Below are 25,641 nucleotides of genomic sequence, written 5' to 3' on the forward strand. Positions count from 1 at the left end.
GTTCTTGGTAATTGACTATGAAATGGCAAGAAGTTTGCGAAAATAGACATTTGCAGGATTTACCATTCAAAATTGAATTAAATAAATGGGGACAAATCGTAATGAGTCCAGTAAAGATTAAACATTCTTTTTATCAAGGAAGAATTCAACGTCTATTAGAATCTTTATTGGATACTGGAGAAGTAATGCCAGAATGTGCAATTAACACATCAGATGGAGTCAAGGTTGCCGATGTTGTTTGGTGTTCTGAAGAACGATTTGATATTATTCAAGATGAAGTATCAGCTTCAATTGCACCAGAAATTTGTATAGAAGTTAAATCTATTGGTAACACTGTAGATCAAATGGAATTCAAGAAAAAATTATATTTTGAAGCTCAAGCTATCGAAGTATGGTTATGTAATGAACAAGGTGAAATAAAGTTTTATAATGAACAACATGGTGAATTGCCCCAATCTCTATTAGTTCCCGATTTTCCTAAGCAAATTAAACGGTAATTTTGATATTAAGTTTATTATTTTCTTATAATTTATAATTTTTTAATCTGCTTTAATATCTGCGGAATGTGGGTTATATAGGACTCCTATTTGATTTTTGATAGCTTGCGTGGCGTAGCCATACAGAAATCAGTACATACTGAAAGCCTTCTTTCCTATTCCCTATTCCCTGTTCCCTGCCTCAACGAAAAATTCATGAATCAAATCGGATCACTATATATCTTCATTTTGTCCAAAATATTCAGGACTTACGCAAAATGTGATCGAAAACCTGATTCTTCTATAGCGGTAATTCATGTAGCTTGCTTCCCGAAGGGTATTACCGCTACTTTCTTTGTGTTGTGCGTAAGTCCTAATATTGCTCGGAAATGAATCTAATTGATTTGGAATGGCAGCACTTCAAAAAAAATGAGCTATCAGGACGAAAGCCGTTGAACCCTCGTAATTTGGCTAAGGTATTGATATTAACCATTATTTTAACTATTTCCTAGCTATTTCTTAATATTGCTGAGATAACTTGGTTATTGATACAAAAATTTACAGCAAATAAGTATAAATGCGGTTGTTTTTTTAGCGCGCACTAAAATTGCTGTACATAAAACACAATATTTAAGGATATTCATGGCTCCGACAATTCTTAATCCCGGTGATATTGCGATTATTGGTTACATCACTAATGGCATTCCTGATGTATTTTCATTCGTGAACCTCGTACCCATTAGTGCAGATACAGTAATTTATTTCACTGATAACGGTTGGACTGGTACAGGTTTTAGAGGTTCATCTGCAACGGATGGTGATGGTAATGAAAATCTAATTAAATTTACGGCTAACAGTGATATTGCTGCTGGTACAGTTATTAGTAGCATTAATATTTCTGCTGATTTTACTTGGACAAAAACAGGGCAAATCGGTACTACTACCGCAGGTAGCTATAATGACCTGTCTTTTAGTCAATCTGGTGAACAAATAGCCGCATTTCAATCTACCAATACATCTAACCCGATGAATTTGGGAATCACTGCTATCTATCAAATTGATAACACTGGTACTTTTGAAGATGCGACCAGTTCCACAAGCGGGAGTGTGATTACAGGATTATCTCAAGATAGTAACACCGCAGTTTTATTCAATAGTTCTGCCACTTACGCTGCTTTTAATCTCAACACTTTAAGCAGTGGAACAAAAGAGGAATGGATAGCTGCAATTAATAATTCTGCAAATTGGACTTTTAATAATTCTGAAACTGTTTTGCCAACTGATAGTATTAGCGTTTCTAGTGGTGTAATTAACCCAGTTGCAACGGATCTTTTCATTTCCGAATATGTTGAAGGTAGCAGTTTTAACAAGGCCATAGAAATTTTCAATGGTACAGGTGCAGCGATAGATTTAGCAGCAGGTGGTTATACTCTTGAACTTTACTCCAATGGCAGTTCTACAGCCAGTAATACACTTACTCTGAATGGACTTATTGCCAACGGAGATGTATTTGTTCTAGCCCATCCTAGTGCCAATGCAGCTATTTTAGCAGTGTCTGATATTACCAATGGCGCAGTAATAAATTTCAATGGTGACGATGCAGTTGTATTGCGGAAAAACGGTGCTTTAGTTGATGTAATTGGTCAAGTTGGATTTGATCCCGGTAGTGAATGGGGAAGCGGATTAACCAGCACAGCAGATAATACAATACGCCGCAAATCAACTGTTATTGCTGGGGATATTATTTCTAATGATGCTTTTGATCCTGCCATAGAATGGGATGGCTTTGCTCAAAATACCTTTGATGGATTGGGTAGCCACAGTATTGAAGGGGGTGGACAATCTACACCAACCCTGACTTTAACCGTTACTCCTAATAATTTCTCAGAAAGTGCCGGAGTTAATGCAGCCATTGCTACAGTAACTCGCACAGGTGATACAAATAACGCCTTGACTGTCACTTTAAATAGTAACGACACCACAGAAGCAACAGTTCCGACCACAGTAATTATCGCTGCTGGACAACATAACGCCACCTTTGCGGTAAATGCTATAGATGATGCTTTAGTAGATGGTTCTCAAAATGTGACCATTACAGCAACGGCAACTGGTTTTATTAATGTTACTGCTGATGTTACAGTTACAGATGATGAATTTGCTATTACCAAAATCCATAATATTCAAGGTAATGGTGCAACTTTCAATGCTGCTTTTGGTGGAAATCAAATCATAGAAGGTATTGTTGTTAGTGCTTTCCTTGGTGCTTCTCAACTCAACGGCTTTTATGTCCAAGAAGAAGATGCTGATGCTGATGGTGACTCTACAACCTCAGAAGCAATCTTTGTTTATGATCCTACAGGCTTATTTTCTGGTAACGTTGGTGATAAAGTCCGTATTACTGGAACAGTAGGAGAATTCACCAGCACCAGCAGCGGTATTAGCAGCAGCTTAACTCAACTGTCTAGTTTGACAAACGTTGTTAATTTAGGTGCTGACAACTTACCTGCAATTACTAACATTCAGTTTCCTGTCACTAGCGTTGCAGATTTAGAACGTTATGAAGGGATGTTAGTTAATGTCAGTGCGGGAAATGGTGATTTAACTGTTACCGAACATTTCCAACTAAGTCGTTTTGGTCAAGTTGTTCTCTCTGCAACAGGTGCTAGTAACCAAGCTGGTACTGATGGCAGACTTGAACAATATACTCAATTTAATGCCCCTAGTGTCAGTGGATATGCTGCTTATTTAGAAGAGATTGCTAACCGTCGCATTATCCTTGATGATGGTCGTTCTATACAAAACCCTGACCCGATTTTATTCGGTCGTGGTGGAAATCCTCTCAGTGCTACCAATACATTGCGTGGTGGTGACACAGTATCTAGCATCACTGGAGTTTTAGACCAGCGTTTTGAAGGTTATCGCATTCAAACTTCCACAGGTGTTAACTTTACACCAGCTAATTCTCGTCCAGAAACAGCACCGGATGTAGGTGGTACACTGAAAGTTGCGAGTTTCAACGTTCTCAATTTCTTCAATGGGAATGGTACTGGTGGTGGTTTCCCCACTTCACGGGGTGCAGATACTTCCACAGAATTTATACGTCAACGGGACAAAATTATCCAAGCTATTATCAACTCTGGGACTGATGTTCTCGGATTAATGGAAATAGAAAATGATGGTTATGGTTCTACCAGTGCAATTCAAGATTTAGTTAATGGACTAAATGACATTGCTGGTGCGGGAACTTATGCTTTTATCAATCCGGGTATTTCCCAATTGGGAACTGATGAAATTGCGGTGGGGATGATTTACAAACCTGGACAAGTTACTCCCATTGGTTCAGCAGTGACAGTAGCTAATGGTTTCGGACAAGGTGCATTTGATAATAATAATCGCAAACCCCTAGCGCAGACTTTCCAACAAAACTCCACTGGTGAACAATTTACAGCCGTTGTTAATCACTTCAAGTCTAAAGGTTCAAGTGCTGGAGGTTTGGGAGATGCTGACGCAGGAGATGGTCAAGGTTTATCTAATGGTACTCGTACCCGTGCATCTGAAGATTTAGCTGCATGGTTGGCGACAAATCCCACAGGTACATCTGACTCTGATTACTTGATTTTAGGTGATCTCAATGCTTATGCTCAGGAAGATCCGATTACAACTCTGGCAAATGCAGGATATACCAATCTGCTTGCTGATACTTCTTATTCTTACGTTTTTGATGGACAGTGGGGTTCTTTGGATCATGCTTTAGCTAATGGCAGTTTAGCAGCACAGGTGACAGGGGCAGAAAAATGGCATATTAACGCCGATGAACCTAATGTTTTAGACTATAACGCTGAGTTTAAATCCGTAGGACAACAAACCAGTTTATATAATCCTGATCAATTCCGTGCTTCTGACCATGACCCGGTTATTGTAGGATTGAATCTCTACACTGCTCAAAATCCCACTAACATTAACCTCAGTGAAAGTAGTGTCAGTGAAAATGTTCCTGTTGGTACTTTAGTAGGGACTTTCACAACTATTGATCCTAATTTGAATGATTCCCATATTTACAGTTTAGTGACTGGAAACGGAAGCACTGATAATGGTGCATTTACGATTAGCAATAACCAACTTTTGCTCAATGTTTCTCCAGATTTTGAGTCTCAGTCTAGTTACAGTATTCGCGTGCGGACTACTGACCAAAGTAATTTGAGTTACGAACAGGAATTGACTGTTAGCATTAACGATGTTGATGATACGCCTTCAGGTTTAACTATCATTGGTTCTAATCGTTTTGATATTCTCATCGGTCGAAATGATGATGATAGGATTTCAGGACTTAATGGTAATGATATTATTTTGGGACTCAATGGTAGCGATCGCATCAATGGTGGTCAAGGGAAAGATATTCTCACGGGTGGTCATGGTGCAGATTTCTTTATCTATCAGGACTTTAGCGATTCAACTTTAGGAAAAACTGACCTAATTCTTGATTTTAACCCGGAAGAAGGCGATCGCTTTCTCCTAAATAATCTACCCACAGCCGTATTCAATGCTGGCATTTTGTCTAAACGTAATTATTCTACCTTGGGTGCAGCCATCAATGCGGCTTATACTGATGTTGACCCCAATACTGTGGGAAATCAAGCATTAGGTGTCAATCAAGCAGTATTCTTAGGCTGGAATCAGCTTACTTATTTGTCGGTGAATGATGGTTTAACAGGTTTTAATGCTAATAGTGACCTTGTAATTCAGCTGTTAGGAAAACTGGATACCGTGACTACTGAAACATTAACATCCAATAATTACTTTACTGTTTAATTTCTGACTATAACTCCACACCTCAAAGCGAGTGTGTGGAGTTTTGTAATTGAAACTAAACTAAAACTTCTGCTTTTTCCTCTTCCAGCTTGACCTCAGCTTCTGCTTTCAGAAACTCAGCTACTTGAGCCTCAATTTCATCGCGGACAATCTGACGATATTCCAGGAAATGCTCAATTTGAGCGCAAACGGCTAAATAACTACTGATACCACCAGGATTATGTTTGTACATATTCCACAGATTGCGCCAGAATTGCCAACGGGTATTACGTAAAGCACCTTGTCGCCAGCAAATAGTCAACAGCGCCCGTAATACTTTCCAATTCAATGGCTTTTTAGCACCTTTGCCTTTTTTCGGGTATGTTGCTTCTCCCAAAATGCGGAAGTGTCGATAAGCACGATCTAAAAACCGAGATGGTTCGTATAGTTCCCAGAATGCCTCTACATATTCGCTGGCGATTTCTGGTAAAGGCCGGGTGGGGACAAAATTCATCAATGTGGTTTGATTGATATTTGCAGATTTACTGCGGAGTCGGTTTTCCTTTGCTAATCTATGCCACAATGCTGTATCAGGCAGGGCTTGGAGCATACTAAATAAAGCTGTGGGGATTGATGTCTGTTCGACAAATTTAACGATTCTGCCCCCAGCACCTGTTTTTTCGCCATCAAATCCGATAATAAAACCTGCCATGACTCGTAACCCAGAGCGTGTAATTTTGTGTACCGCTTCGCTGAGGGAATCTCGCGTATTTTGGAATTTTTGAGTAAAAGCGAGGCTTTCTTCGTCGGGGGTTTCAATACCGAGGAACACAGAACCGAAATTACACCTTACCATTGCATCCATCAATTCTTGATCTTGGGCTAAATCGACGGAAGCCTCTGTCGCAAAGGAGAAAGGATAGTGATGTGCAACCATCCAAGGTTCTAATTCTTTTAAGAATAATTTGACGTTGCGCTTATTGCCGATGAAGTTATCATCTACCATAAAAATACTGCGTCGCCAACCCAATTCATAGAGATAATCAAGTTCTGCGAGGAGTTGGGCTGGTGTTTTGGTACGGGGTTTGCGACCGTAGAGAACGATAATATCACAGAATTCACACTGGAAGGGACAACCACGGGAAAACTGCACCGACATTTCCGCATAAGCATCAAATTCCAGTAAGTCAAAGCGAGGAATGGGAGTAGTGCTGACATCTGGCTTTTCACCACCAGAACGAAACATCCCTGAAGACTCACCGCGTGCGATCGCATCTACAAATAATGGTAAGGTAATTTCGCCCTCATCCAAAATCATATAATCTGCACCCACATCTGTGACTTCGTTGGGTAACGCTGTCGGATAAGGGCCACCCACAGCCACACGCTTACCTCGACGCTTCGCTTCCTGAATCTGTGCCAGCAAATCCTCTTTTTGGACAATCATCGCCGACAAAATCACCAAATCAGCCCAAGCCCATTCTGCTTCCGTGATTTGGCGAATATTCCGGTCTACCAGCTTAAAATTCCATTCTTGGGGTAAAATCGCAGCTACTGTCACCAAGCCCAAAGGTGGTAACATTGCCTTACGGTCTAGCAGAGCCAGTGTTTTTTCAAAAGACCAAAAACTTTTTGGAAACAGAGGATATATAAGTAAAACATTCATTATCTTAATTGCAAACCCTGAATTTTGCTTGTAGGTTTATTTCTAACAAAGACTGAAAATAGGGGAATATTGTTCGCACTTGTATAACAATGCAGTGAAAATTTGTTTATCTGAATTATAGGATAATTACTGGTGTCTTTGTTGTGAAACTGCATCATTTTACCCCATAACTTTTTGCCTCAACAATTCCATCAATTTACGCTTACGACCGTGGATTTCCATCAACTGGTGATAATATCTTTTCCATTCAGCTTGCTGATTCGATGCTAAATAGGCAGCACGAGCTTTTTTCAACCACTCAACTGCATCACGATAATATTCTGATTTTCCTGCATCCATAATTTTTTCAGCACGACGACGAGAATTTTCAATTACCCATTCAGGATTGACAGAAATTGCTGCATCCATAACGCGATAAATTAATTCAGAATTGTAGGAGTGAAGTTCGTTGACACAAGAAATTGCATCTATAATTAATCCTTCATGGAGGAAAATATTGACTTTTGCTTCAGTGATTCCATACATCGTCACAGTCCGCAGTATTTGTAGTAAATCGGATTTTATATTTACCCAATTCTCTTTAGCTAAATTTTCAATAATTCGGTAATCATCATAAGTTGGATTTCCTTGAAATGCAATTTTTCTAGCAATTATAGCTGCATTGATATCATCTAAATTTTCAGCCAATTCAGCAGCCCAAATTCCCAACTGATGCTGACATTTTCCAGGTAAACTTAAGCCTTGTAGGGCAATATTTAAAGCTTGTTGTAATGCCTTTTGTTGCTGTAAAGTTTGTGCTAAGGCAAAGGCTTCTTCCATAGTTGACATTTGGGTTTGAGCAGTTGCAACAGCTTCTTCCACTCGCCCTAAATGCCCTAACATGGTTAAATATTGCTTAGTTTGTCCTTCAGATGAGGCTAAATATAGGTATTCTTGATAACGTTCTTGGCGTTCGAGAAGTTTCAAACGAATTAAGGCTAAATCATCAGCATAGTAAGGAATTTCTTGGTTTTCCCACATTCCAGATTGAGTAGTATTACCAGCAAGTATTTGTAACAATGGTGGGTAATCCCAACCCTGTTGTAGTGAAGCGATCGCTAAACTAAAGTCTGCACTCCATTCATCTTGCCAAGTTTCCAAATTAATCTGCATATCAGTGCATTCCTCTGGAGTCAGTTCGGTACTCAGAATTGCTTCACACCAAGCCGCATTTAATGCTGGGAGAATTTCATCTTTATCCATACCGTAGTCATCGACATAATTCCAATCGGAAACGCAAGCATCGGTAATTGCTTCTAGAATTGCTAAGGCATTGTTTCCATCATCTTGTTCACAACATTCAACCGCATCTGCAATCAGACTTTGCAATTCTTCATTGACGGTTTCATCTGCATAATCGTAACCGCTTTCCCAAGAATTAACAGCATCCCGAAAAGTTTGGTGTACCTTGGCTTTAATTTGTGCAGTATTAACAGTTTGTTTACGTGGTGATTTAGTCGTTTTTGCTGTGGGTGCTGGTGATGCAATAGCAGTTACATAACCATCAATTTCATCAATCAATTCAGGATGTTCTTCTACTAGTTCTTGTACCAAATATTGGGTTTGGATATGGTTAAGTTTATCTAATAGTTGTGCCAGTGAAGGACGATTTTCTATTATATTGGGTTGGCGATCGCAAGTCAAAGCGACGGCGACAATGTGTTTACACCATCCATCATAATTGTAGGGACAGGTACAAATAGCAGTTACTTCATTACTATGAGATGCGATCGTTACACGGTAAGGTTGTTCTTCACTTCCTTGCACTTCGCCTTGTATTTCGTCTCCGCGTTGGGTGACAGACAGCACCGAATCCATCTGATAGCAAGCCTCACCTCGTTGAAATGACTTGGCGTTTGCGTTATTGCGAATTACAAGTTCGCTAATATTTATACTTAGCATTACATCCTCATAAAACCGCTTGTATTGTTCAGTATAAAACAATTTGAGAATCCGAAGAATTGCAAATTTAAAACATCCAAGAATCTGATACAGATTTTTTATCCTTACATTTACGATCAACGAAAATAGATCATTTAATGTAATTCATAAAAAGATTCTTTGTCTAAATGCTTCACATATTTCTCGATAAGTTTCTGAAGAGTATCTGGAGATCCTATGTCTATCCAGTCATCAATTGAACCTAAAAAACAAAATCTTTCAGTTTGAAATATTCGCTTATTTTCATCACAGAGAACAAATCGCAGCATTGATGAATAAGATATTGATTGAGCAATACTATTCTGTATATATTTAGCTTCTGCTAATGGATGAGACGAGAATAGTCTTGTTAGATTAGTTACATTCTGGTCGGGAGTATAAACATAAATCGTGTTTTTCTTTACGTTTATTTGATAATACTGTAAACTGGAGAATTTCTTCATTCCTGACTCTACAGTGGCTACTTCATCATCGGTAATAAGTTTGGGTTGGATTCTTTGTAAAAAAACCTGAGCATTAGGATTTTCATATATTTCAAAGCCATCTGGTATGCTTGTAACCAGAGTACCTTCATTTTTCATAGAAAAGAAATATTTTGGTTTCCCTGTTTTAGTAGTACCTTGATGGAGATAATATTTCTTACCTTTTCTATTAATATGTTCTACAGCCATTTAATTGCACCTCTAGATATGTTTTGTTGAGCAAGATATCCTCGAAATTCCAATGACCTAATTGAACGGTCAGTACTTTATTTTTGTATCCTATATATTACCGTACTTTACGTTTAAAATATTCAATCTCAATAGATAGATTATTTTTATAACTAGAATAATATCATCAAACTGATCATTATATTTAGTCTAAATTTTCTCAAAATGTTCAACATTGGGAAATGGTTCATAAAAATGATGGAGAAGTCTCTTCCATTCTTGATACTCAACAGAACCTCTAAATCCCACAGTATGAGCTTCTAAATTTTCCCATTTAACGAGTAATAAATATTTGCCTTTGACTTCTATACATTTATGAAGTTCATGGGATAAATATCCATTCATTGATGAGATAATAGCGGCAGCCTTTTTGAAAGTAGATTCAAAATCAGACTCCATTCCCGATTTAACATTAAGCATTACAGCTTCAAGAATCATAAAATTATCAGTTAATAATTAAATATATTGTTTAAGGATATATACTATTGCAGCACAAAACTCTTGATTTTGACCATTTCCATCAGATTGACTAAAGCGTTGAAGTAGTATTTCTCTCTCATCATCTGTCAAATCTTCTAAACCTTCTAAAATTGCTTCTATTGCACCAACACGCATTTTTTTAAGCTTATCAATATTGAGGTCAAGTTTATTAATAGTTGTTTGAGCAGCAAGTGCTTTATCTGGGTTTTCTGTTGATAAAATTTGTCCATCTTCTGTATATCTAAAAAACTCAGCACAGTTAATATCTAATGGTGAAACCATTAACTTTTTATCATACCATTTATCTTTTTTCTTACCACAATGTAAAGGTTCTTTGGGTACAGTATCTTTTTGGCATGATGCAAGTAAATTTGTGTAATCTAAAGATAATTGACCATAGCCTCCTCTTGGTTGTAAATGTTCAATATGACTATTGTCAATATTAATCAACCTTCCACAGTAACAGCAAATATGACCTTGTTCTTGTAATAAGGAATTATGTACATCAGTTTTCTGTGGTTTACTGAAGTTACCCCAGGTTGGTTTCCAGTCGTCGTTTTCTAGTTTTTTCCAAGCAGTAAAACTTTTTGGTTCCTCATTTTTATTGATATATTTCACCGTTTTAAAATCTCTTTTCTTTTAATAGATACACGCGCTTTTACTAATTCTGGCTCATCTTCTCCGATGATATCAGCAATTTGTTGAGATAATTGCCTAGCACCATCCAGATTTCCTTTTTCAATTAATTGAAATAAATAATGTAGACTATCTTGAAGTTCTTTTTGACGTTTGAAATCATCCATTACGTCTTCTAGAATTTGATTACTATCTCTACCATAAGAACTTTGAGGATGCACAGCAATAATACCATTATCTGTTTTTTTTAAAACATAAATTCCTTCAGGTTTTACTTCACTAATTACCTGGGGTGAATGGGTGGTAACAATAAATTGACAATTTGGAAATGTTCTTGTTAAAGAAGGAATAATCATTCTTTGCCATTTTGGGTGTAAATGCAATTCGATTTCATCAATTAAAACAACACCATAACCTTGAAGTGGATCTTCTAAACCTGGATTAGCAATTGCTAAACGTCTGGCTAAATCTCCCACCATTGCTAATAAGCATTTTTCACCATCAGATAGCTGATTAATAATTAGTTCTTCACCATTTTTCTGTAAAGTCATTCTGAGAGTTGGATAACGACGCACACGCAAATTATAAAATTCGGGAATTAATAAAGATATAGCTCTTTTAACAGCTTCTAATTGCTTGTCTTTATAGTCACGATTATCTCTCAACATTTCGCTTTCTAAATCCTCGATAGACCTAAACCATTGAAAAAATCTCTCAAAACTTATTTTGATACCATTTAGTGCTTGATCATAAGCATCTATTTGTTTAAATGAACTAATATCAATGATTTCTAAATCAATATCAACAACAGAACGTTTGACCGAATAATAAACTGCTAGAGGTAAGTTGAATCGAGGATTTTCTACCCATTTTAGATAAAGATTTTCTGTAAAAGTATTTAATTGCTTATATTTACTATCTTCACTACCACTAATTTTATTTTTTTTAATAGACCAGTTTAATAATTTTGATTCCAATAAAATTCCAATCTCTTGGTATGTCTCATTACTTCCATTCTTAATATCCTGTTCGCCAAAAGAACGAAGTTTAATATCAGGGTTTCCAGGAATAGCTCGTGCATTTTCTCTGGGTCCTATATGTGTAGAAGGGATAAAAGGGAAAGGGATACCGAATCCCCCTATTTCAGGACTAATAATCCGCATCATCATCTGTGACAACAAAATAGCAAGACAATCAAGAATACTAGATTTACCCACTCCATTAATCCCAACAAGCACCGTCGGCTCTTTTTCATCAAAATCCAAAGTCAAATCGCCAATACCGCGAAAAGACTGCATTTTAAGCTGCTTAACTCTCATAACTTTAACCCAATTAATTTACTAAACACTTCTCAATCATTCCTCTTTCCAAACTCTTATTACTCTCCGCGTCTCTGCGCCTCTGCGTGAAAAAAAATGACCTCTCATAGCGCAGTAAACAAACAGAAAAACCCTCTGTGTCCCTCCGCGCTAACCTCCGCGTACCTCTGCGTTTAAACACTCCTCAACTTAATCACACCCTGATCAAAAACACGATTATCAACACCAATACCATTTACCTCAATTCTATCTGCATACACATCATGAGTTGCAAAACTCAAATTACTAGTCGAATATTCAGTCCACTCAGAACGACCAACAGGACGATTACCCGCACCAGCACCACAAGTTAAATAACTCGTCCCATTAATAGAACGAGTGCGTTCATAATTATGTTCATGACCATTGATATAAAGTTGAACATTGTATTTTTGAAACAAAGGAGTAAAAGTTTTAATAAACTTTGAATTACTCCCATAGTGACCAGAAGAATAAATCGGATGATGACCAAAAACAACTTTCCAGTCAGCTTTACTTAAACTTAATTCTTTCTCTAACCAAACTAGCTGATTTTTCCAATCTGCATTACCATTAGTATCTAACGCAAAAAACTGAATTTTATCTTGACCAAATGTATAATAACGTCCCTTCATATTAAAGCCAGCATATTTGACTTGGGGGACACCATTATCAGTACGGATATCGTGATTACCTAAACAAGCATGAAACTTCACACCTTTTTTCAGCAAAGGCTGATAAGGACGCTCAAAAACTGCGTTTATTTTCTCAATTTCGCCGTTATTATAAATGTTATCACCAGCTAAAACTACTACATTATATGGATTTTTCTGGTGATAAAAATTCATTGCTTTAGCTACAGAATACTGACCTCTAGCACCAGTACCTGTGTCAGCTACAGACACAAAACGCAATAACAAGTCTTTTTTGGCTGGGTTAGCGGCTATTGCTGGCTCTAAAAGAGAATTTCCTACATTTTGACCAAATAATTTCCAACCTAGAAATCCTGTCCCAATAGCACTAAAACTGCCTAAAAATAAAAATTGACGACGTTTGAGTTGCATAAATCACTAAATTCAATAAATGGCACAATAGACAGAAATAGTCAGAATCTATTTTCTGTATCTTTGATTCTTTAATCTGGGTGAAAGTTCCATGTCACAAGATAAGCAACCAAAACCAAGAGGTGAGCAAGAAATTCAACCTTCTCAAAAACCTTATCAGAAAAACCAGCCAATTTGGAAGGTGACAATTATCCAATTTCTGAGAGGAACAATTGGGATTTTAGAAAATACATTAGTCAAACTGGAGACACAACAGCCTTCTAGTACTGAGATAAAGCCTAATATCTTACAACGGGTTTTGTCGAGTTGGGATGGATTTTTAAGAACATTCCGCTTGTTTTTACCATCAAATGTTTCTAACAATGTATCAGATACAGTTCTGACGGGAATTTTTGCGGTAATAACTGTGGTGATAGTTTTGACAACTTCTGTAACTATTTTTAGTTCTAAACCTGCTGAAATAGCAACACTTCCTCCGGTTGAGGAAGTTGCCACACCCACGTCAACTGTAATTGAACCAGAACCGTCACCAACTCCAACACAGAAACCTGAAACAATTCCAGAACCAATACAAGAAGTTGAACCGACACCAACACCAGTTATAGAACCTGAAGCGCAACCAATTAAAAAACCTGAACTGATACCAGTTATAGAACCTGAACCGACACCAGTTATAGAATTAACACCGGAACAAACTTTAATTGTGGCTATTGAAAATCAATTAGCAGAAATTAGTATTCCTATAAAAAGTACTCAATCTGAAATAGTTTCTTCTCAACTGATAAAGTCTATTCAAGCTAATTTCCGTACTAGTGATTTGACTATCAAAATTAGTGATGATTGGTATACATTAGAAGCATCTCAACAGAATCAATTAGCAGCGGATATCTTCCAGCGTTCTCAAGAACTAGATTTCAGTCATTTAGAAATTATTGATTTGCAAGATAGGCTAGTAGCGCGTAGTCCAGTTGTTGGTAATGAAATGGTGATTTTTAAACGCCAAACTTTGATAAATTAATAACTTGTAAACTACGGACTATATCAAACAAACAATTTTTAATTATGCGGTTGTTATTAGTAGAAGATGAAAAAGACTTAGGTATTAGTATTTATAATTCTCTTAAACTCCTTCATTATATAGTAGATTGGATAGAAGACGGAGAAACAGCTTGGGATTATTTGAATAAAGTACCGCCAAGATATGAAATTGCAATTTTAGATTGGATGTTACCGAAGTTGTCAGGATTGGAATTGTGTCAACGATTAAGAGCGCAGAAAAATCAATTACCAATAATGCTATTAACAGCTAGAGATAGCATGAGTGATCGTGTAACTGGTTTAGATGCGGGGGCAGATGATTATCTTGTTAAACCCTTTGGTATGGAAGAATTATTGGCACGGGTAAGAGCATTACAAAGAAGATTACCAAATTTCCAGCCACCGCAATTACAAATAGGTTCTTTAATGTTAGACTACGGCAATTTTTCAGTTGTGAATTTTGAAGATGAAAATTCTCCACCAATTATCCTTACAGCCAAAGAATTTCAATTACTAGAATATTTCATGCAGCATCCTGAACAAATACTAACTCATGAGCAAATTCGCGCCAGACTTTGGGATTTTGAAAGTGATACAGTAAGTAATGTTGTTGCTGCACAGGTAAGATTACTCCGACGCAAATTATCAGAATGTGGTTTTCCTAAAGCTATTGAAACTATACGAGGCTTTGGTTATCGTTTTTGCAGATAATGAATAATCATTCAATCTTCAATAATTTTCGGTTTAAATTAGCCATTACCTATGCTGGTGTCATGGGATCAACTTTACTATTATGTGGCTATGTTGCTCACATTGTGATGATACAAGCTTTTACTCGTACAGTTGATCGAGAATTACAAATTTTGGGAAAGGTATTTGAGGACAAATTAAAGAAGGAGCTAAAAATTCCTGGAGAATTATCTATTACCACTCAAAAATCCTTGCCAGGGATTTGTTTTAAACAACAAACTTGTTTACCAATAAAATCAGAATCAGAGGTAATGAATCTATTATCAGAAAGCTATTATGTGAGGTTGTTAACATTAAAAGGAGAAGCAATTGCTGCTATTGATAATAATTCTGATGAATTTCCTCCTAATATTAACCTCAATCATTCTTATGATATCAAAAATCGTCATGGTGAACTATATCATTTACATTTAATGCCTTTAAAAATCAATAATAATCAATTATGGGGATATTTACAAGTTGGGCGATCTGTACAGCGATTAAATGATTATATGAATAGTTTACATTGGTTATTAGGATTGGGTATTCCCTCTTCTATGATGATTATTGGTGGTGCGGGTTGGTGGTTAGCAGGTTTAGCTATGCGGCCAATTCAAACATCATATCAACAATTACAAAAATTTACTGCTGATGCAGCCCATGAATTAAGAACTCCAATTACATCTTTAAAAACAATTGTCGAAACAAATTCAATTAACCAAGAAACTCAAAAAGCACTTGAGAGACAAATTAAAAGATTAGTAACATTAACACAGGATTTATTACTACTATCTAGATTAGAAAGTGGACTAAACGAAGCCAAATGGCAACAAATTTGTTTAAATGATTTAGTGGCAGATGTAGAAGAAGAGTTAATGCCAATGGCTATGAATGCAGAAGTTTTATTATCTAGTGATATCCCTGATGAAGTTTATTTTTATATTCAAGGTATTGAAACTCAGATTTATCGAATGTTACTAAATTTAGTGAGTAATGCTATTAAATATACCCCAGTTGGGAAGGAAGTAAAAATTTATCTCATAGCCAATGATAATCAAAGTTTAATTACCATTAAAGATACAGGTATTGGTATTCCTGCTGCTGATATTCCCTACATTTTTGATCGCTTTTATCGAGTCAATGCAGATCGTTCTCGAAATACTGGTGGTTCGGGACTAGGTTTAGCGATCGCTTTGGCTATTGTCCAAACTCACCAAGGTAAATTAGAAGTAGAAAGTCATGTAGATAATGGGAGTACATTTACCGTGATTTTGCCACTCGTTTCCAAAGTAAACAGGTAACTTCAACTAACATAGATGTAATCATGGCAATAGCGGCGGCTGTTGCACCATTTAGACCTTTATTAATAGCAAAACTGGCAATTATTAATAAAGTTCCTGTTCCTAACCAAGTAGATATATTGACTTGTCCTGTGCGATTTTCGCTGACTAAAAAACCCTGAGTTGCATTTTGTAAAGATACCAATAATGGCACAATTGTACAGATTAAAAGTACAGGTTTAATGCTGTTAGCAAGGGTGAGATCATTACCGATAAAACTTTGAACAATGCGATCGCCTATCGGTGTTAAACTCATCAGTAATAGTAAGCTAGAACAAGCACCACCAACACTGATAGCAAAAGTCAGCAGTTGGCGATCGCTCACTTGATGACGATATTTAATCACCATTTGCTGTACCATACGGGTAGAATTGGCAATTACCAGAACTAACCCCCAAGCCGCAGACCAAGCAGCAATGGCAATTGTAGCATCTTTAGAGCGGGCAAGAATGCTAATAAGTATCGCCCTTCCACCCCAAACAACCATCATAGAATTAGCTAGGGGTAAATAGAATTTCCACACCTGTGCTAAATTGCGGGGTAAATTGGGTTGTTCTATTTGTGGTGGTAAAGTTGCCCCACTACGACGAGCAAAAATTGTTACAGCAATGGCTTCCACTATCACCCCACTAATCAAGGCAAATCCGGCAAGTATACCCCCAGATATTTGCAGTAAAAACCCCACTGTGAGGACTAATGCTAATGTAAATAACCTGAAAATACTGGCTTTAGCAACAGCGTGAGACTGACCATGATAAATTAATAATCCCTGAAAATAACGCCGCCAAGCGATCGCAAACGGCCAACCACCCATTATTAATAATACTTGACTAACTGTAACTAACATTGCTGATGGAATCCCCAACAGACTCACACCCACAAAATTAAAAATGATCGGTAGTCCCAATAAACTTAATAAAAAAGTTAGTCCACCACCTACTAATAATGTAAACCGCCACAATGCTTTGCGTGAATCTTGAGAACCAGCCAAAGCGTTAGCAGCGTGCAGAATCATAATAATCGGACTTTCAAAAAATATCGCCAAAGATTTAGCAATACCTACAGCCGCTAGGTTAGTTTGAGCATCAGGAAGATGAGCTAAAGTAGTAGTCATCATCGGATCACCGCAAGCCATAGTCACATCACTGAGGGATAAAGGCAAAAACTCCCGCCATAAAGTCCCTAAACTAACTGGTAGAGATTGAGGTTCTTGTAATTTCACTCTTGACTCCTACCGACAATATCCAATGCTACAGGTAGAAGATTCGCAATTGCTGTCGTCAAATTGGTATTTTGGAGGATGTTAATTTCTTGCTCTGTTAGCCAATCGGCATTGTAAACTGTTTCTAAATAGCGATCGCCCCGATCAGGATTAAGTAGTAACATAGTTTGAGGTTGAGTAAATCTTCGAGCATCCGCTAAAGCTGCGGCCACAATTGCACCAGTGGAAGCACCTAAAAGCATACCTTCCTGTTTAGCCAAAGCATGACAAACAGAAAATGCCAAACCATCATCCACGCTATAAGCCGCATTTAACACTTGCGGGTCAAAATTGGGGGGAACGAAAGATAAACCCAGCCCAGTCATCTTATAGGGGTGTCTGGGTGTACCAAAAATTGCTGATCCAGCTACATCAACACCAATAATTCTAGTTTGGGGATAATACCTTTTAAAATAGCGACTGATACCGCCTAATTGTCCGGCTGTACTGACTCCAATAGCGATCGCATCTGGCGCACCACCAAAAGCAGCTTCAATTTCCCGCGCCGTCCAAAGTTCATGGGCATCAGTATTACTAGGATTTTTATGTTGACAAGGATACCATGCACCAGCAATATTTGTAGCTAATTCCTGAGCTTTTGCCATTCTTGCTACCTGCATCGAACCTTGAGCGTCAGCAGCACTTAAAGGCACTTCAACAAGTTCTGCGCCATAGGCATTGAGCATTCTTCGCATGGTTACAGGGGTTTTAGCATCAATGACAATCATCACCCTGTAACCCTTAGTTGCGCCGACAATTGCTAAACCAATGCCAAAGTTACCAGAACTAGACTCAACAATTGTACCTCCCGGCAGCAATAAACCTTGTTTTTCGGCTTCATTCACCAGATAAGCGGCATTTTTTTCTTTAATACTGCCACCAGGATTACAAGATTCTAGTTTTAAATAGAAATGATGATGTTGACAACTTGGGTGAATTTTATTTAACCGAACAATTGGAACTTTACCTAACGCTTCTGTCACCGTTTCAAATAGGGGTGATGTTGGTAAGTAGCTTCTCTGCCTTAGTTCTGGAGAGTAAATAACCATAGTTAAATAGCCAAATACTGTTCATCTCCAAAGATGCCAAGCCTAGATGAAATAGAGATGAAATAGGTCAGCTTAATCTAATTTTTTAGTTATTCTCATGTCAAATATGGGTTTTATTCTCTTTTATAGGAATAGTCTATAATGCTGATTTATAGGCTTTCACTAATAAATCAATGCCAGTGATTGCACCACCAACTACTACAGCATTAGCACCTAAATTTAAAGCTTTTTTTGCCATTTCTGGTGAAGAAATACCACCTTCACAAATTATGAATGTATCTAAGTTTTCTACTATTTGTGTGAGTAATTCCCAACCAGGAGGTGCCAAAGTTTTTGTTTCCGCTGTGTAACCGAAAAGAGTAGTTCCTACTATATCAGCACCAGCATCAACAGCTAATTTGGCTGCCGCAAATGTATCCACATCTGCCATAACTGGTTTACCCAATTCTTGATGAATACGTTTAATAATATCAATTAATTTTTCATCACCGGGACGATTTCTAGTAGTTGCATCTATCGCAATAATATCTGCACCTGCTTGGGCGACAGCAACAGCATGATGAAACTGTGGTGTGATGTAAACATCCGAACCAGTTATTATTTGTTTCCAAAGTCCAATTATTGGTACTTGTACTTTTTCTCTAACAGATTTGATATGATTTGGCGTATCAATTCTCACGCCAATAGCACCATTATTAACTGCCGCTTGAGCCATTGCGGCTATTATATAAGCATCATGTAATGGTGAATCTGTAGGTGCTTGACAGGAGACAATTAAGCTTTTATTGAGGCTTGCAATTAAATTATTCATTAGTTATTTGATATTAAGTTTGGATAATTTTACTAATTACCAATTACCAAGCCAAATAGTAGAATAACCCCACCCCCAACCCCCTCCTCCTTCGGATTCACCAGTCGCCTACGGTGGGAAACCCGCCTACAGCGCTGGTTCACCGCAAGCGAGGAGGGGGCTATGATTATGATATACCTCACTCAATGTTATTGGTAAACAATTTGATAAGTATACAAATGTATATGGTATTAATTGGCATTTGCATGGACTGGTATCCAGACTGTGAAAATTGAACCCATACCTACAGTAGATTCTACTTCAATTCGACCACGATGGAGTTCTACAATTTGTTTAGTTAGAGCTAAACCAACGCCAGTACCTTCGTAGTGACGACGATAGGGTGTATCAAGTTGTTGAAATTTTTCAAATAGTAGTGGTAATTTTTCTTCTGGGATGCCGATACCAGTATCTTCTACTTGAAAGATGGCTGTGTTTTCTTCTACCCACAGACGCAAGGTGACGCTACCACCTTCTGGGGTGAATTTGATGGCATTAGTTAATAGATTCCAGAGAATTTGTTCTATTCTACTAGAATCGGCTGTAAAGCGATCGCGCAAAGGGTTTATTTGCAAGTCTAATTTCAGATTAATTTTTTCGCTAGTAGCCTTTTCTTGCAGGGATTCTAGGGTATTTTGCGCTGTCTTTACCAAAGAAAATTCAGCAATATTTAATACGGTTTTACCAGCCTCAATTTGTGATAAATCGAGGATGTCCTTAATCATTGCTAATAAATGTTCACCACTATCATGGATAGTTTGTAAATAATTCCGTTGTCGTTGGCTCAATTCACCCAAAGGCCAGCGCAATAGTGTAGAAGACATCCCAATCACATAGGTTAAAGGCGTAAGTAGTTCATGGCTGATTGTAGCCAGAAATTCGCTTCTGAGGCGACTTGCAGCTTCAGCAGCTAGTAATGCCTCCCGTAGTGCCATTGTGCGTTCAATTACTCGTTGTTCCAGTGTTTGCTTTTCTTTAGTGAGACATCGCATTAACTCTGTTTGATGAATTGCGATCGCTAATTGCTCTGCAATTGATGTTAGCAATTTTTTTTCGCTTTGAGTCCACTCATGGGGAGCATAACATTGATGAGCAATCAACAGTCCCCAAAGTTGATCTTCAAACATAATCGGAGCTACAAATTTCGCCCGAATTTGACTTTTCTTTAAAAATTTCAACAAACACTCTTCTAGAACATAAGTCTTTTCCACATCATCAACAGCTAAAGTAAATCCTTGACGATACTTTTCCCAACATTGAGAATTTTGCTTTATACATCTTTCTTCCTGATAATTTAATAACGAAGAAATAGTATTTTTCCCCAGAGTTTCATGAACAACAGAACCCTGACAATATTGACTATTTGCTTCTTGTACAGATTGAAAGCTAAGTGAATCTTGAACATTGAATAATGTTGGTTGATTCTTAACTTTAGTAGGTTCAAATTTATAAATTACTAATCTGTCTAACTCCAGAAAATCACGTACTTGTGTAATTACCGTTGTCATAATTACTTGTAAATCTAGGCTTTTACGAATTTGGGTTGTTACCTGATTTAACAGCCGTTCCTGGGCAATTTGTTTTGTGAGAGCATCTTCTACCGCCTGACAAATATAATGTTGAGTAGCATTTTGTGGTTTTGTGACTTCTACTTTTTGCTGCTCAACAAGATAGTCTAATAACAATAGCGTGAATTTACTTTGAAGTGTAACATTATTAGGGACAATTATTTGCTGATAACCTTCGAGCCTTTGATATGTATCAGAATCACGCTCCAGCAAATTTCTTAATTTCGAGACAAATGAAGTGATTACTTCGGAATTAAATGTCAAACTAGCATTTAGTATTAAGTTAACGCTTGGTTTTTCTGCTCCTTTACTTCCCTCATCTCTATCCTCTATGTTCCCCAGCAACAGCGCACTAAATTCCTCAGAAATCAGCAGTGTAAACCGTTGTTCTTGCCATTCCACTGGTATGCGAAATCGAGCCAGCACAGCTTCTGTTAGTATCAAAGCAGTACTTTCTACAGATTGAACCATCTGCTGCAATAATTCCCCAAGCCGATTAAATAAACTCAAAGGCAAGGTGCGAGAAAAGCTCAAATCGGGAGAACTAAGCATTTTCAAAAATCTAGTGAGATGGGCTAATAGGTAATGAGCAAAGGTAATTTAAAATCCTGTTCCCTAGTTTTTGTGATTATTTACTAACCAACATTTTAAAGCGGTAAAACAGGATTATGCATCGTATAAGTGCCACATCAGGTGGATGGAATCAGTCAGAAGGTTTAATTTTTCTAGAACAAACTCCGGCTCCTTTAGTGTTGATTACTGCGGCTGATACCGACATTCAAACCCTAGCCGCAGCAGTTCCAAATTTACCTGCACAATTTCCAGCCTTCAGAGTCGCCAGCCTCTTACAATTACAGCAACAAATAAGTATAGATACTTATGGAGAACAAGTATTAGAACTTGCTCAAGTAATTGTTTTGCGTCTACTAGGAGGGCGTTCCTATTGGGCTTACGGCCTAGAAGTGGTGCAGGAGATCGCACAACGTCAAGGTACAACTTTAATTGTAATGCCAGGAGACGACGCTCTTGATCCTGACCTACTTTCTCACTCTACCGTTTCCTTGGAAATTGTTAACCAAATATGGCAGTATTTTAAAGAAGGTGGGGTAGAAAACTTCGTTAATGCCCTCCAATTTATCGCTGATACGTCTCTCTCCACAGGCTTTAATCCCCCACCACCGCAGTCTGTTCCACGTGTGGGAGTGTATGGAGGCAGGGGAGCAGGGGAGCAGGGTAGCAGGGTAGCAGGGGAGAATAATAACCAATTACCCATTACCAATTACCCATTACCCAAAGTAGGTATTTTGTTTTACCGCGCTCATTATTTGGCGGGAAATACTCAGGTTATTGATGCTTTATGTGCGGCTTTGGTAAAGAAAAATTTACAACCTGTACCAGTTTTTGTTTCTTCTTTACGTGAACCTGGTGTAAGTGAACAGTTAAAAGAGCTTTTCCAGCCACAAGATTCTGAACATATTGACCTGTTACTGAATACTACCAGTTTTTCTCTAGCGCGATTGGAAACAGAAACGCCGCAAATTGAACTTTGGGAAAAATTAGATGTACCTGTTTTGCAGGTAATTCTTTGTGCTAGTTCAGTTGAACAATGGGAGTCACAGTTACAAGGTTTGACTCCTCGTGATATTGCTATGAATGTGGCATTACCAGAGGTTGACGGCAGGATTATTAGTCGGGCTGTGTCTTTTAAAACTCTGCAAACTCGCAATCATGATTTAGAAACAGATGTGGTAGTTTATGAACCTAAGAGCGATCGCATTGAGTTTGTTGTGCAGCTGGCAGCTAATTGGGTACGATTACGCCAAAAACTACCCCAAGAACGCCGCATAGCTCTAATTTTGGCAAATTACCCCAACACCAATGGTCGCCTCGCTAATGGCGTAGGACTTGACACTCCCGCTAGTTGTGTGGAAATTCTCAAAGCTTTACAGTTAGCTGGTTATGAAGTTGGAAATATTCCCGATACTGGAGATGAATTAATTCAACTTCTCACATCTGGCGTTACTAATGATCCAGAAGGAAAAGACTGGAAACCTGTACAACAAAGTCTTTCAGCCGAAGAATATCAAAAATATTTTGCAACTTTACCAGAATCTGTGCAGCAAGAAATGATTGCACGTTGGGGCGCACACACTGATGAAAATACAGATAAACAGATAGATAATTCTTTCTCCCCTGCACCCCTGCACTCCTGCACTCCTGCCTTTCCTATTCCCGGTATTCAATTTGGCAATGTATTTGTAGGTGTTCAGCCTTCACGGGGTTATGATCTTGACCCTAGTTTGAATTATCATGCGCCGGATTTAGAACCAACTCATGCTTATTTAGCTTTTTATTATTGGGTGCGTGAAAAAAATTCCAGTTGTTTTGGGGCTGATGCAATCGCTCATGTCGGCAAACATGGAAACTTAGAATGGCTACCTGGTAAAAGTATCGCTTTATCTAATACTTGTTATCCTGAAGTTGCATTTGGGGCAATGCCTCACCTGTACCCCTTTATTGTCAATGATCCTGGTGAAGGTTCCCAAGCCAAACGACGCGCCCAAGCGGTAATTATTGACCATCTCACACCGCCGATGACTCGCGCTGAATTATATGGACCCTTGCAACAAGTAGAAAATTTAATAGATGAATATTACGAAGCCGAAAGTTTAGATCCTACCCGTTTACCAACAATACGCGATCGCATTCAAGAACTAGTCATCAAAGAAAATCTCTACAAAGACTTAGGAATTACCGACGAAAAAGACATAGAAAATTTTGAAACCTTAATCTTAAATTCCCTAGATGGCTACTTGTGTGAACTAAAAGAAGCCCAAATCCGCGATGGCTTGCACATTTTTGGTCAATGTCCCCAAGGTACACAACTGCGAGACTTAATAATAGCGATCGCTCGTCTCCCCAACCGCCATTCTATCGGCATTACCCGTGCCATAGCCCAAGAATGGGGCTTAGACATAGACCCCCTCACCGACCACTTCAGCACGTCCTTTACCCCACCCACAACCCACTTTGCGCCTTTGCGCCTTTGCGTGAGACTTAATTCTTCCCACATCATCGGCGACGTAGTAGAACTCCTAGAAGAAGAAGCCGCTTTTTTAGTTGAAGAAATTATTGCAGTTGAGGAGTCAGAAGTCAGGAGTCAGGAGTCAGGAGAAGGAAGAAAGAATAAAATTACCAATTACGAATTACCAATTACCCAAACCCTTGACTGGATAAAATTCAAACTCCTCCCCGCCCTACAAAAAACCAACGAAGAAATCACCAACTTCTTACGCGGACTAGATGGAAAATATATTCCCAGTGCAGCTTCCGGCGCACCCACACGCGGCCGCCCAGAAGTCCTCCCCACAGGTAAAAACTTTTACGCCGTTGATATTCGCGCCATACCCACAGAAACCGCCTGGGATATCGGCAGAAAAGCCGCTGAAACCCTAATTGAAACCTACACTCAAGAACATGGTGAATATCCCAAAACCCTTGGTCTATCATTATGGGGAACTGCCACCATGCGGACTGGAGGTGATGATATGGCTGAAGCGTTAGCTTTACTCGGTGTTCAACCTGTTTGGGATGGTGCAGCTAGGAGAGTAGTAGATTTTGAAATCTTGCCTTTATCTATTTTGGGTCGTCCTCGTGTTGATGTCACCTTAAGGATTTCGGGATTTTTCCGCGATGCTTTCCCTAATTTAATCGATTTATTTTCCCAAGCAGTTGCCGCAGTCGCTAAATTAGATGAACCAGCCGCAGAAAACCCCCTAGCCGTTGCAGTTTGTGAAGATACGGACTTATGGACTAGAGAAGGTTTAAGTTTAGAAGCAGCACAAGAGCGATCGCTCTACCGTGTCTTTGGTTCTCAACCAGGTGCTTATGGTGCAGGACTTCAAGGCTTAATCGCATCCCAAAACTGGCAAAATGATCAAGACTTAGCCCGCGCTTACATGAACTGGAGTTCTTACGCTTATTCTGGGGAACAGGGAACAGGGAGCAGGGGAGCAAGGGAGCAGGGGAGCAGAGGAGAAAATACCAATCACCAGTCCCCAGTCCCCAGTCCCCAATCACCAGTCCCCAATTCCGAAGCTTTTGAGCAACGCTTGAAGCAAATGCAAATTGTGTTGCACAATCAAGATAACCGTGAACACGATTTACTCGATTCCGATGATTATTATCAATTTCAGGGTGGTTTAACAGCAGCGGTGCGTTCTCTTCAGGGTAAAAATCCCGAAACCTATTTTGGTGATAATTCTATTCCCAGCCAGCCAAAAGTTCGCCAACTCAAAACAGAAATTGCGCGAGTTTATCGTTCTCGTGTCGTTAATCCCAAATGGATTGCAGGAGTGATGCGTCACGGCTATAAAGGTGCATTTGAAATGGCCGCGACAGTAGATTTTTTATTCGCCTACGATGCTACAGCCCAATGTGTCGAAGATTATATGTATCAGGGTGTTGTGCAGGCATACTTAGAAGATCCTATTGTCTGTGAATTCATTCAAGACAAGAACCCGTGGGCGTTGCGTGATATTTCCGAAAGACTACTAGAAGCCCATCAGCGCGGTTTATGGCAGGATGCAAATATACAGACTTTAGATAATTTACGAAATTTAGTACATCAAGCGGAAGCAGCTATCGAAGAAAAATAACTGGTGTAGGA

17 protein-coding genes are annotated in these 25,641 nt (G+C 38.5%); 6 read left to right on the forward strand and 11 right to left on the reverse strand.

Going from position 1 to position 25,641, the window contains the following annotated elements:
* The first annotated feature begins 17 nt into the window (after positions 1-17).
* Entirely contained in the window at positions 18-497 is a 480-nt protein-coding gene (locus ACOWPH_RS08300) for a Uma2 family endonuclease (RefSeq protein ID WP_015214930.1), read from the forward strand.
* A gap of 621 nt (positions 498-1,118) precedes the next feature.
* A complete protein-coding gene (locus tag ACOWPH_RS08305) occupies positions 1,119-5,285 on the forward strand; it encodes an ExeM/NucH family extracellular endonuclease (protein WP_015214931.1) in 4,167 nt (1,388 codons plus the stop codon).
* Between the two features lie 55 nt (positions 5,286-5,340).
* Here ACOWPH_RS08305 and ACOWPH_RS08310 read toward each other — a convergent pair whose 3' ends face one another.
* The 7 genes from ACOWPH_RS08310 to ACOWPH_RS08340 all read right to left on the reverse strand — a co-directional run bounded on the left by ACOWPH_RS08310 (position 5,341) and on the right by ACOWPH_RS08340 (position 13,137).
* On the reverse strand, positions 5,341-6,930 hold the full coding sequence (locus ACOWPH_RS08310; protein ID WP_015214932.1) for a B12-binding domain-containing radical SAM protein: 1,590 nt from the start codon (positions 6,928-6,930) through the stop codon (positions 5,341-5,343).
* A gap of 159 nt (positions 6,931-7,089) precedes the next feature.
* Positions 7,090-8,871 carry an SWIM zinc finger family protein gene (locus tag ACOWPH_RS08315; protein WP_015214933.1) on the reverse strand — a complete coding sequence of 594 codons (1,782 nt, stop codon included), beginning with the start codon at positions 8,869-8,871 and terminating at the stop codon, positions 7,090-7,092.
* A 134-nt stretch (positions 8,872-9,005) separates the two neighbouring features.
* Positions 9,006-9,581: a hypothetical protein gene (locus tag ACOWPH_RS08320; protein WP_015214934.1), complete on the reverse strand. Its 576-nt coding sequence runs from the start codon at positions 9,579-9,581 to the stop codon at positions 9,006-9,008.
* Positions 9,582-9,770: 189 nt separating this feature from the next.
* The gene (locus ACOWPH_RS08325) at positions 9,771-10,058 is read right to left on the reverse strand and encodes an antibiotic biosynthesis monooxygenase family protein (RefSeq protein ID WP_015214935.1); all 288 of its coding nucleotides are present in this window, start codon (positions 10,056-10,058) and stop codon (positions 9,771-9,773) included.
* An 18-nt stretch (positions 10,059-10,076) separates the two neighbouring features.
* Positions 10,077-10,718: a retron system putative HNH endonuclease gene (locus ACOWPH_RS08330; protein WP_015214936.1), complete on the reverse strand. Its 642-nt coding sequence runs from the start codon at positions 10,716-10,718 to the stop codon at positions 10,077-10,079.
* Complete coding sequence (locus tag ACOWPH_RS08335) at positions 10,715-12,055, reverse strand: AAA family ATPase (RefSeq protein ID WP_015214937.1); 1,341 nt, start codon at positions 12,053-12,055, stop codon at positions 10,715-10,717. The genes ACOWPH_RS08330 and ACOWPH_RS08335 overlap by 4 nt, the downstream gene beginning before the upstream one ends.
* Positions 12,056-12,228: 173 nt before the next feature.
* Positions 12,229-13,137 carry a metallophosphoesterase gene (locus ACOWPH_RS08340; protein ID WP_015214938.1) on the reverse strand — a complete coding sequence of 303 codons (909 nt, stop codon included), beginning with the start codon at positions 13,135-13,137 and terminating at the stop codon, positions 12,229-12,231.
* 91 nt (positions 13,138-13,228) lie between these two features.
* Between ACOWPH_RS08340 and ACOWPH_RS08345 the strand changes: the two genes are divergently transcribed.
* Genes ACOWPH_RS08345 through rppB form a run of 3 tightly spaced genes read left to right on the forward strand, consistent with a single transcriptional unit; the run spans position 13,229 to position 16,205 of the window.
* A complete protein-coding gene (locus tag ACOWPH_RS08345) occupies positions 13,229-14,155 on the forward strand; it encodes a hypothetical protein (protein ID WP_015214939.1) in 927 nt (308 codons plus the stop codon).
* Positions 14,156-14,199: 44 nt separating this feature from the next.
* Complete coding sequence (gene rppA, locus ACOWPH_RS08350) at positions 14,200-14,886, forward strand: two-component system response regulator RppA (RefSeq protein ID WP_015214940.1); 687 nt, start codon at positions 14,200-14,202, stop codon at positions 14,884-14,886.
* Positions 14,886-16,205, forward strand: coding sequence for a two-component system sensor histidine kinase RppB (rppB, locus tag ACOWPH_RS08355; RefSeq protein ID WP_015214941.1), 1,320 nt, complete (start codon positions 14,886-14,888; stop codon positions 16,203-16,205). The genes rppA and rppB overlap by 1 nt, the downstream gene beginning before the upstream one ends.
* Here rppB and ACOWPH_RS08360 read toward each other — a convergent pair.
* The 4 genes from ACOWPH_RS08360 to ACOWPH_RS08375 all read right to left on the reverse strand — a co-directional run bounded on the left by ACOWPH_RS08360 (position 16,165) and on the right by ACOWPH_RS08375 (position 21,524).
* Complete coding sequence (locus tag ACOWPH_RS08360; RefSeq protein WP_015214942.1) at positions 16,165-17,466, reverse strand: hypothetical protein; 1,302 nt, start codon at positions 17,464-17,466, stop codon at positions 16,165-16,167. The genes rppB and ACOWPH_RS08360 overlap by 41 nt on opposite strands.
* Positions 17,463-18,554 (reverse strand): cysteine synthase family protein, encoded by a 1,092-nt coding sequence (locus tag ACOWPH_RS08365; protein ID WP_015214943.1) that lies wholly within the window; start codon positions 18,552-18,554, stop codon positions 17,463-17,465. Before ACOWPH_RS08365 ends, ACOWPH_RS08360 begins: the two co-directional genes overlap by 4 nt.
* Positions 18,555-18,690: 136 nt before the next feature.
* The gene (locus tag ACOWPH_RS08370) at positions 18,691-19,365 is read right to left on the reverse strand and encodes an N-acetylmannosamine-6-phosphate 2-epimerase (protein ID WP_015214944.1); all 675 of its coding nucleotides are present in this window, start codon (positions 19,363-19,365) and stop codon (positions 18,691-18,693) included.
* A 230-nt stretch (positions 19,366-19,595) separates the two neighbouring features.
* Positions 19,596-21,524, reverse strand: coding sequence for a GAF domain-containing sensor histidine kinase (locus tag ACOWPH_RS08375; RefSeq protein WP_015214945.1), 1,929 nt, complete (start codon positions 21,522-21,524; stop codon positions 19,596-19,598).
* 116 nt (positions 21,525-21,640) lie between these two features.
* Between ACOWPH_RS08375 and cobN the strand changes: the two genes are divergently transcribed.
* On the forward strand, positions 21,641-25,630 hold the full coding sequence (gene cobN, locus ACOWPH_RS08380) for a cobaltochelatase subunit CobN (RefSeq protein ID WP_015214946.1): 3,990 nt from the start codon (positions 21,641-21,643) through the stop codon (positions 25,628-25,630).
* Positions 25,631-25,641 lie beyond the last annotated feature (11 nt).

Origin of the sequence: Anabaena sp. PCC 7938 (assembly GCF_049315035.1) — a bacterium.
In the GTDB taxonomy this organism is placed as follows: Bacteria; Cyanobacteriota; Cyanobacteriia; order Cyanobacteriales; family Nostocaceae; genus Anabaena; species Anabaena cylindrica.

Excerpts from the sequence above, each read along its gene's own strand:
- ACOWPH_RS08310 (WP_015214932.1), bottom strand. The coding sequence starts at position 6,930 with ATGAATGTTTTACTTATATATCCTCTGTTTCCAAAAAGTTTTTGGTCT.
- ACOWPH_RS08345 (WP_015214939.1), top strand. The coding sequence starts at position 13,229 with ATGTCACAAGATAAGCAACCAAAACCAAGAGGTGAGCAAGAAATTCAA.
- ACOWPH_RS08325 (WP_015214935.1), bottom strand. The coding sequence starts at position 10,058 with ATGATTCTTGAAGCTGTAATGCTTAATGTTAAATCGGGAATGGAGTCT.
- ACOWPH_RS08305 (WP_015214931.1), top strand. The coding sequence starts at position 1,119 with ATGGCTCCGACAATTCTTAATCCCGGTGATATTGCGATTATTGGTTAC.
- ACOWPH_RS08365 (WP_015214943.1), bottom strand. The coding sequence starts at position 18,554 with ATGGTTATTTACTCTCCAGAACTAAGGCAGAGAAGCTACTTACCAACA.
- ACOWPH_RS08315 (WP_015214933.1), bottom strand. The coding sequence starts at position 8,871 with ATGCTAAGTATAAATATTAGCGAACTTGTAATTCGCAATAACGCAAAC.
- ACOWPH_RS08335 (WP_015214937.1), bottom strand. The coding sequence starts at position 12,055 with ATGAGAGTTAAGCAGCTTAAAATGCAGTCTTTTCGCGGTATTGGCGAT.
- cobN (WP_015214946.1), top strand. The coding sequence starts at position 21,641 with ATGCATCGTATAAGTGCCACATCAGGTGGATGGAATCAGTCAGAAGGT.
- ACOWPH_RS08320 (WP_015214934.1), bottom strand. The coding sequence starts at position 9,581 with ATGGCTGTAGAACATATTAATAGAAAAGGTAAGAAATATTATCTCCAT.
- rppB (WP_015214941.1), top strand. The coding sequence starts at position 14,886 with ATGAATAATCATTCAATCTTCAATAATTTTCGGTTTAAATTAGCCATT.
- ACOWPH_RS08340 (WP_015214938.1), bottom strand. The coding sequence starts at position 13,137 with ATGCAACTCAAACGTCGTCAATTTTTATTTTTAGGCAGTTTTAGTGCT.
- ACOWPH_RS08375 (WP_015214945.1), bottom strand. The coding sequence starts at position 21,524 with ATGCTTAGTTCTCCCGATTTGAGCTTTTCTCGCACCTTGCCTTTGAGT.
- ACOWPH_RS08370 (WP_015214944.1), bottom strand. The coding sequence starts at position 19,365 with ATGAATAATTTAATTGCAAGCCTCAATAAAAGCTTAATTGTCTCCTGT.
- ACOWPH_RS08300 (WP_015214930.1), top strand. The coding sequence starts at position 18 with ATGAAATGGCAAGAAGTTTGCGAAAATAGACATTTGCAGGATTTACCA.
- rppA (WP_015214940.1), top strand. The coding sequence starts at position 14,200 with ATGCGGTTGTTATTAGTAGAAGATGAAAAAGACTTAGGTATTAGTATT.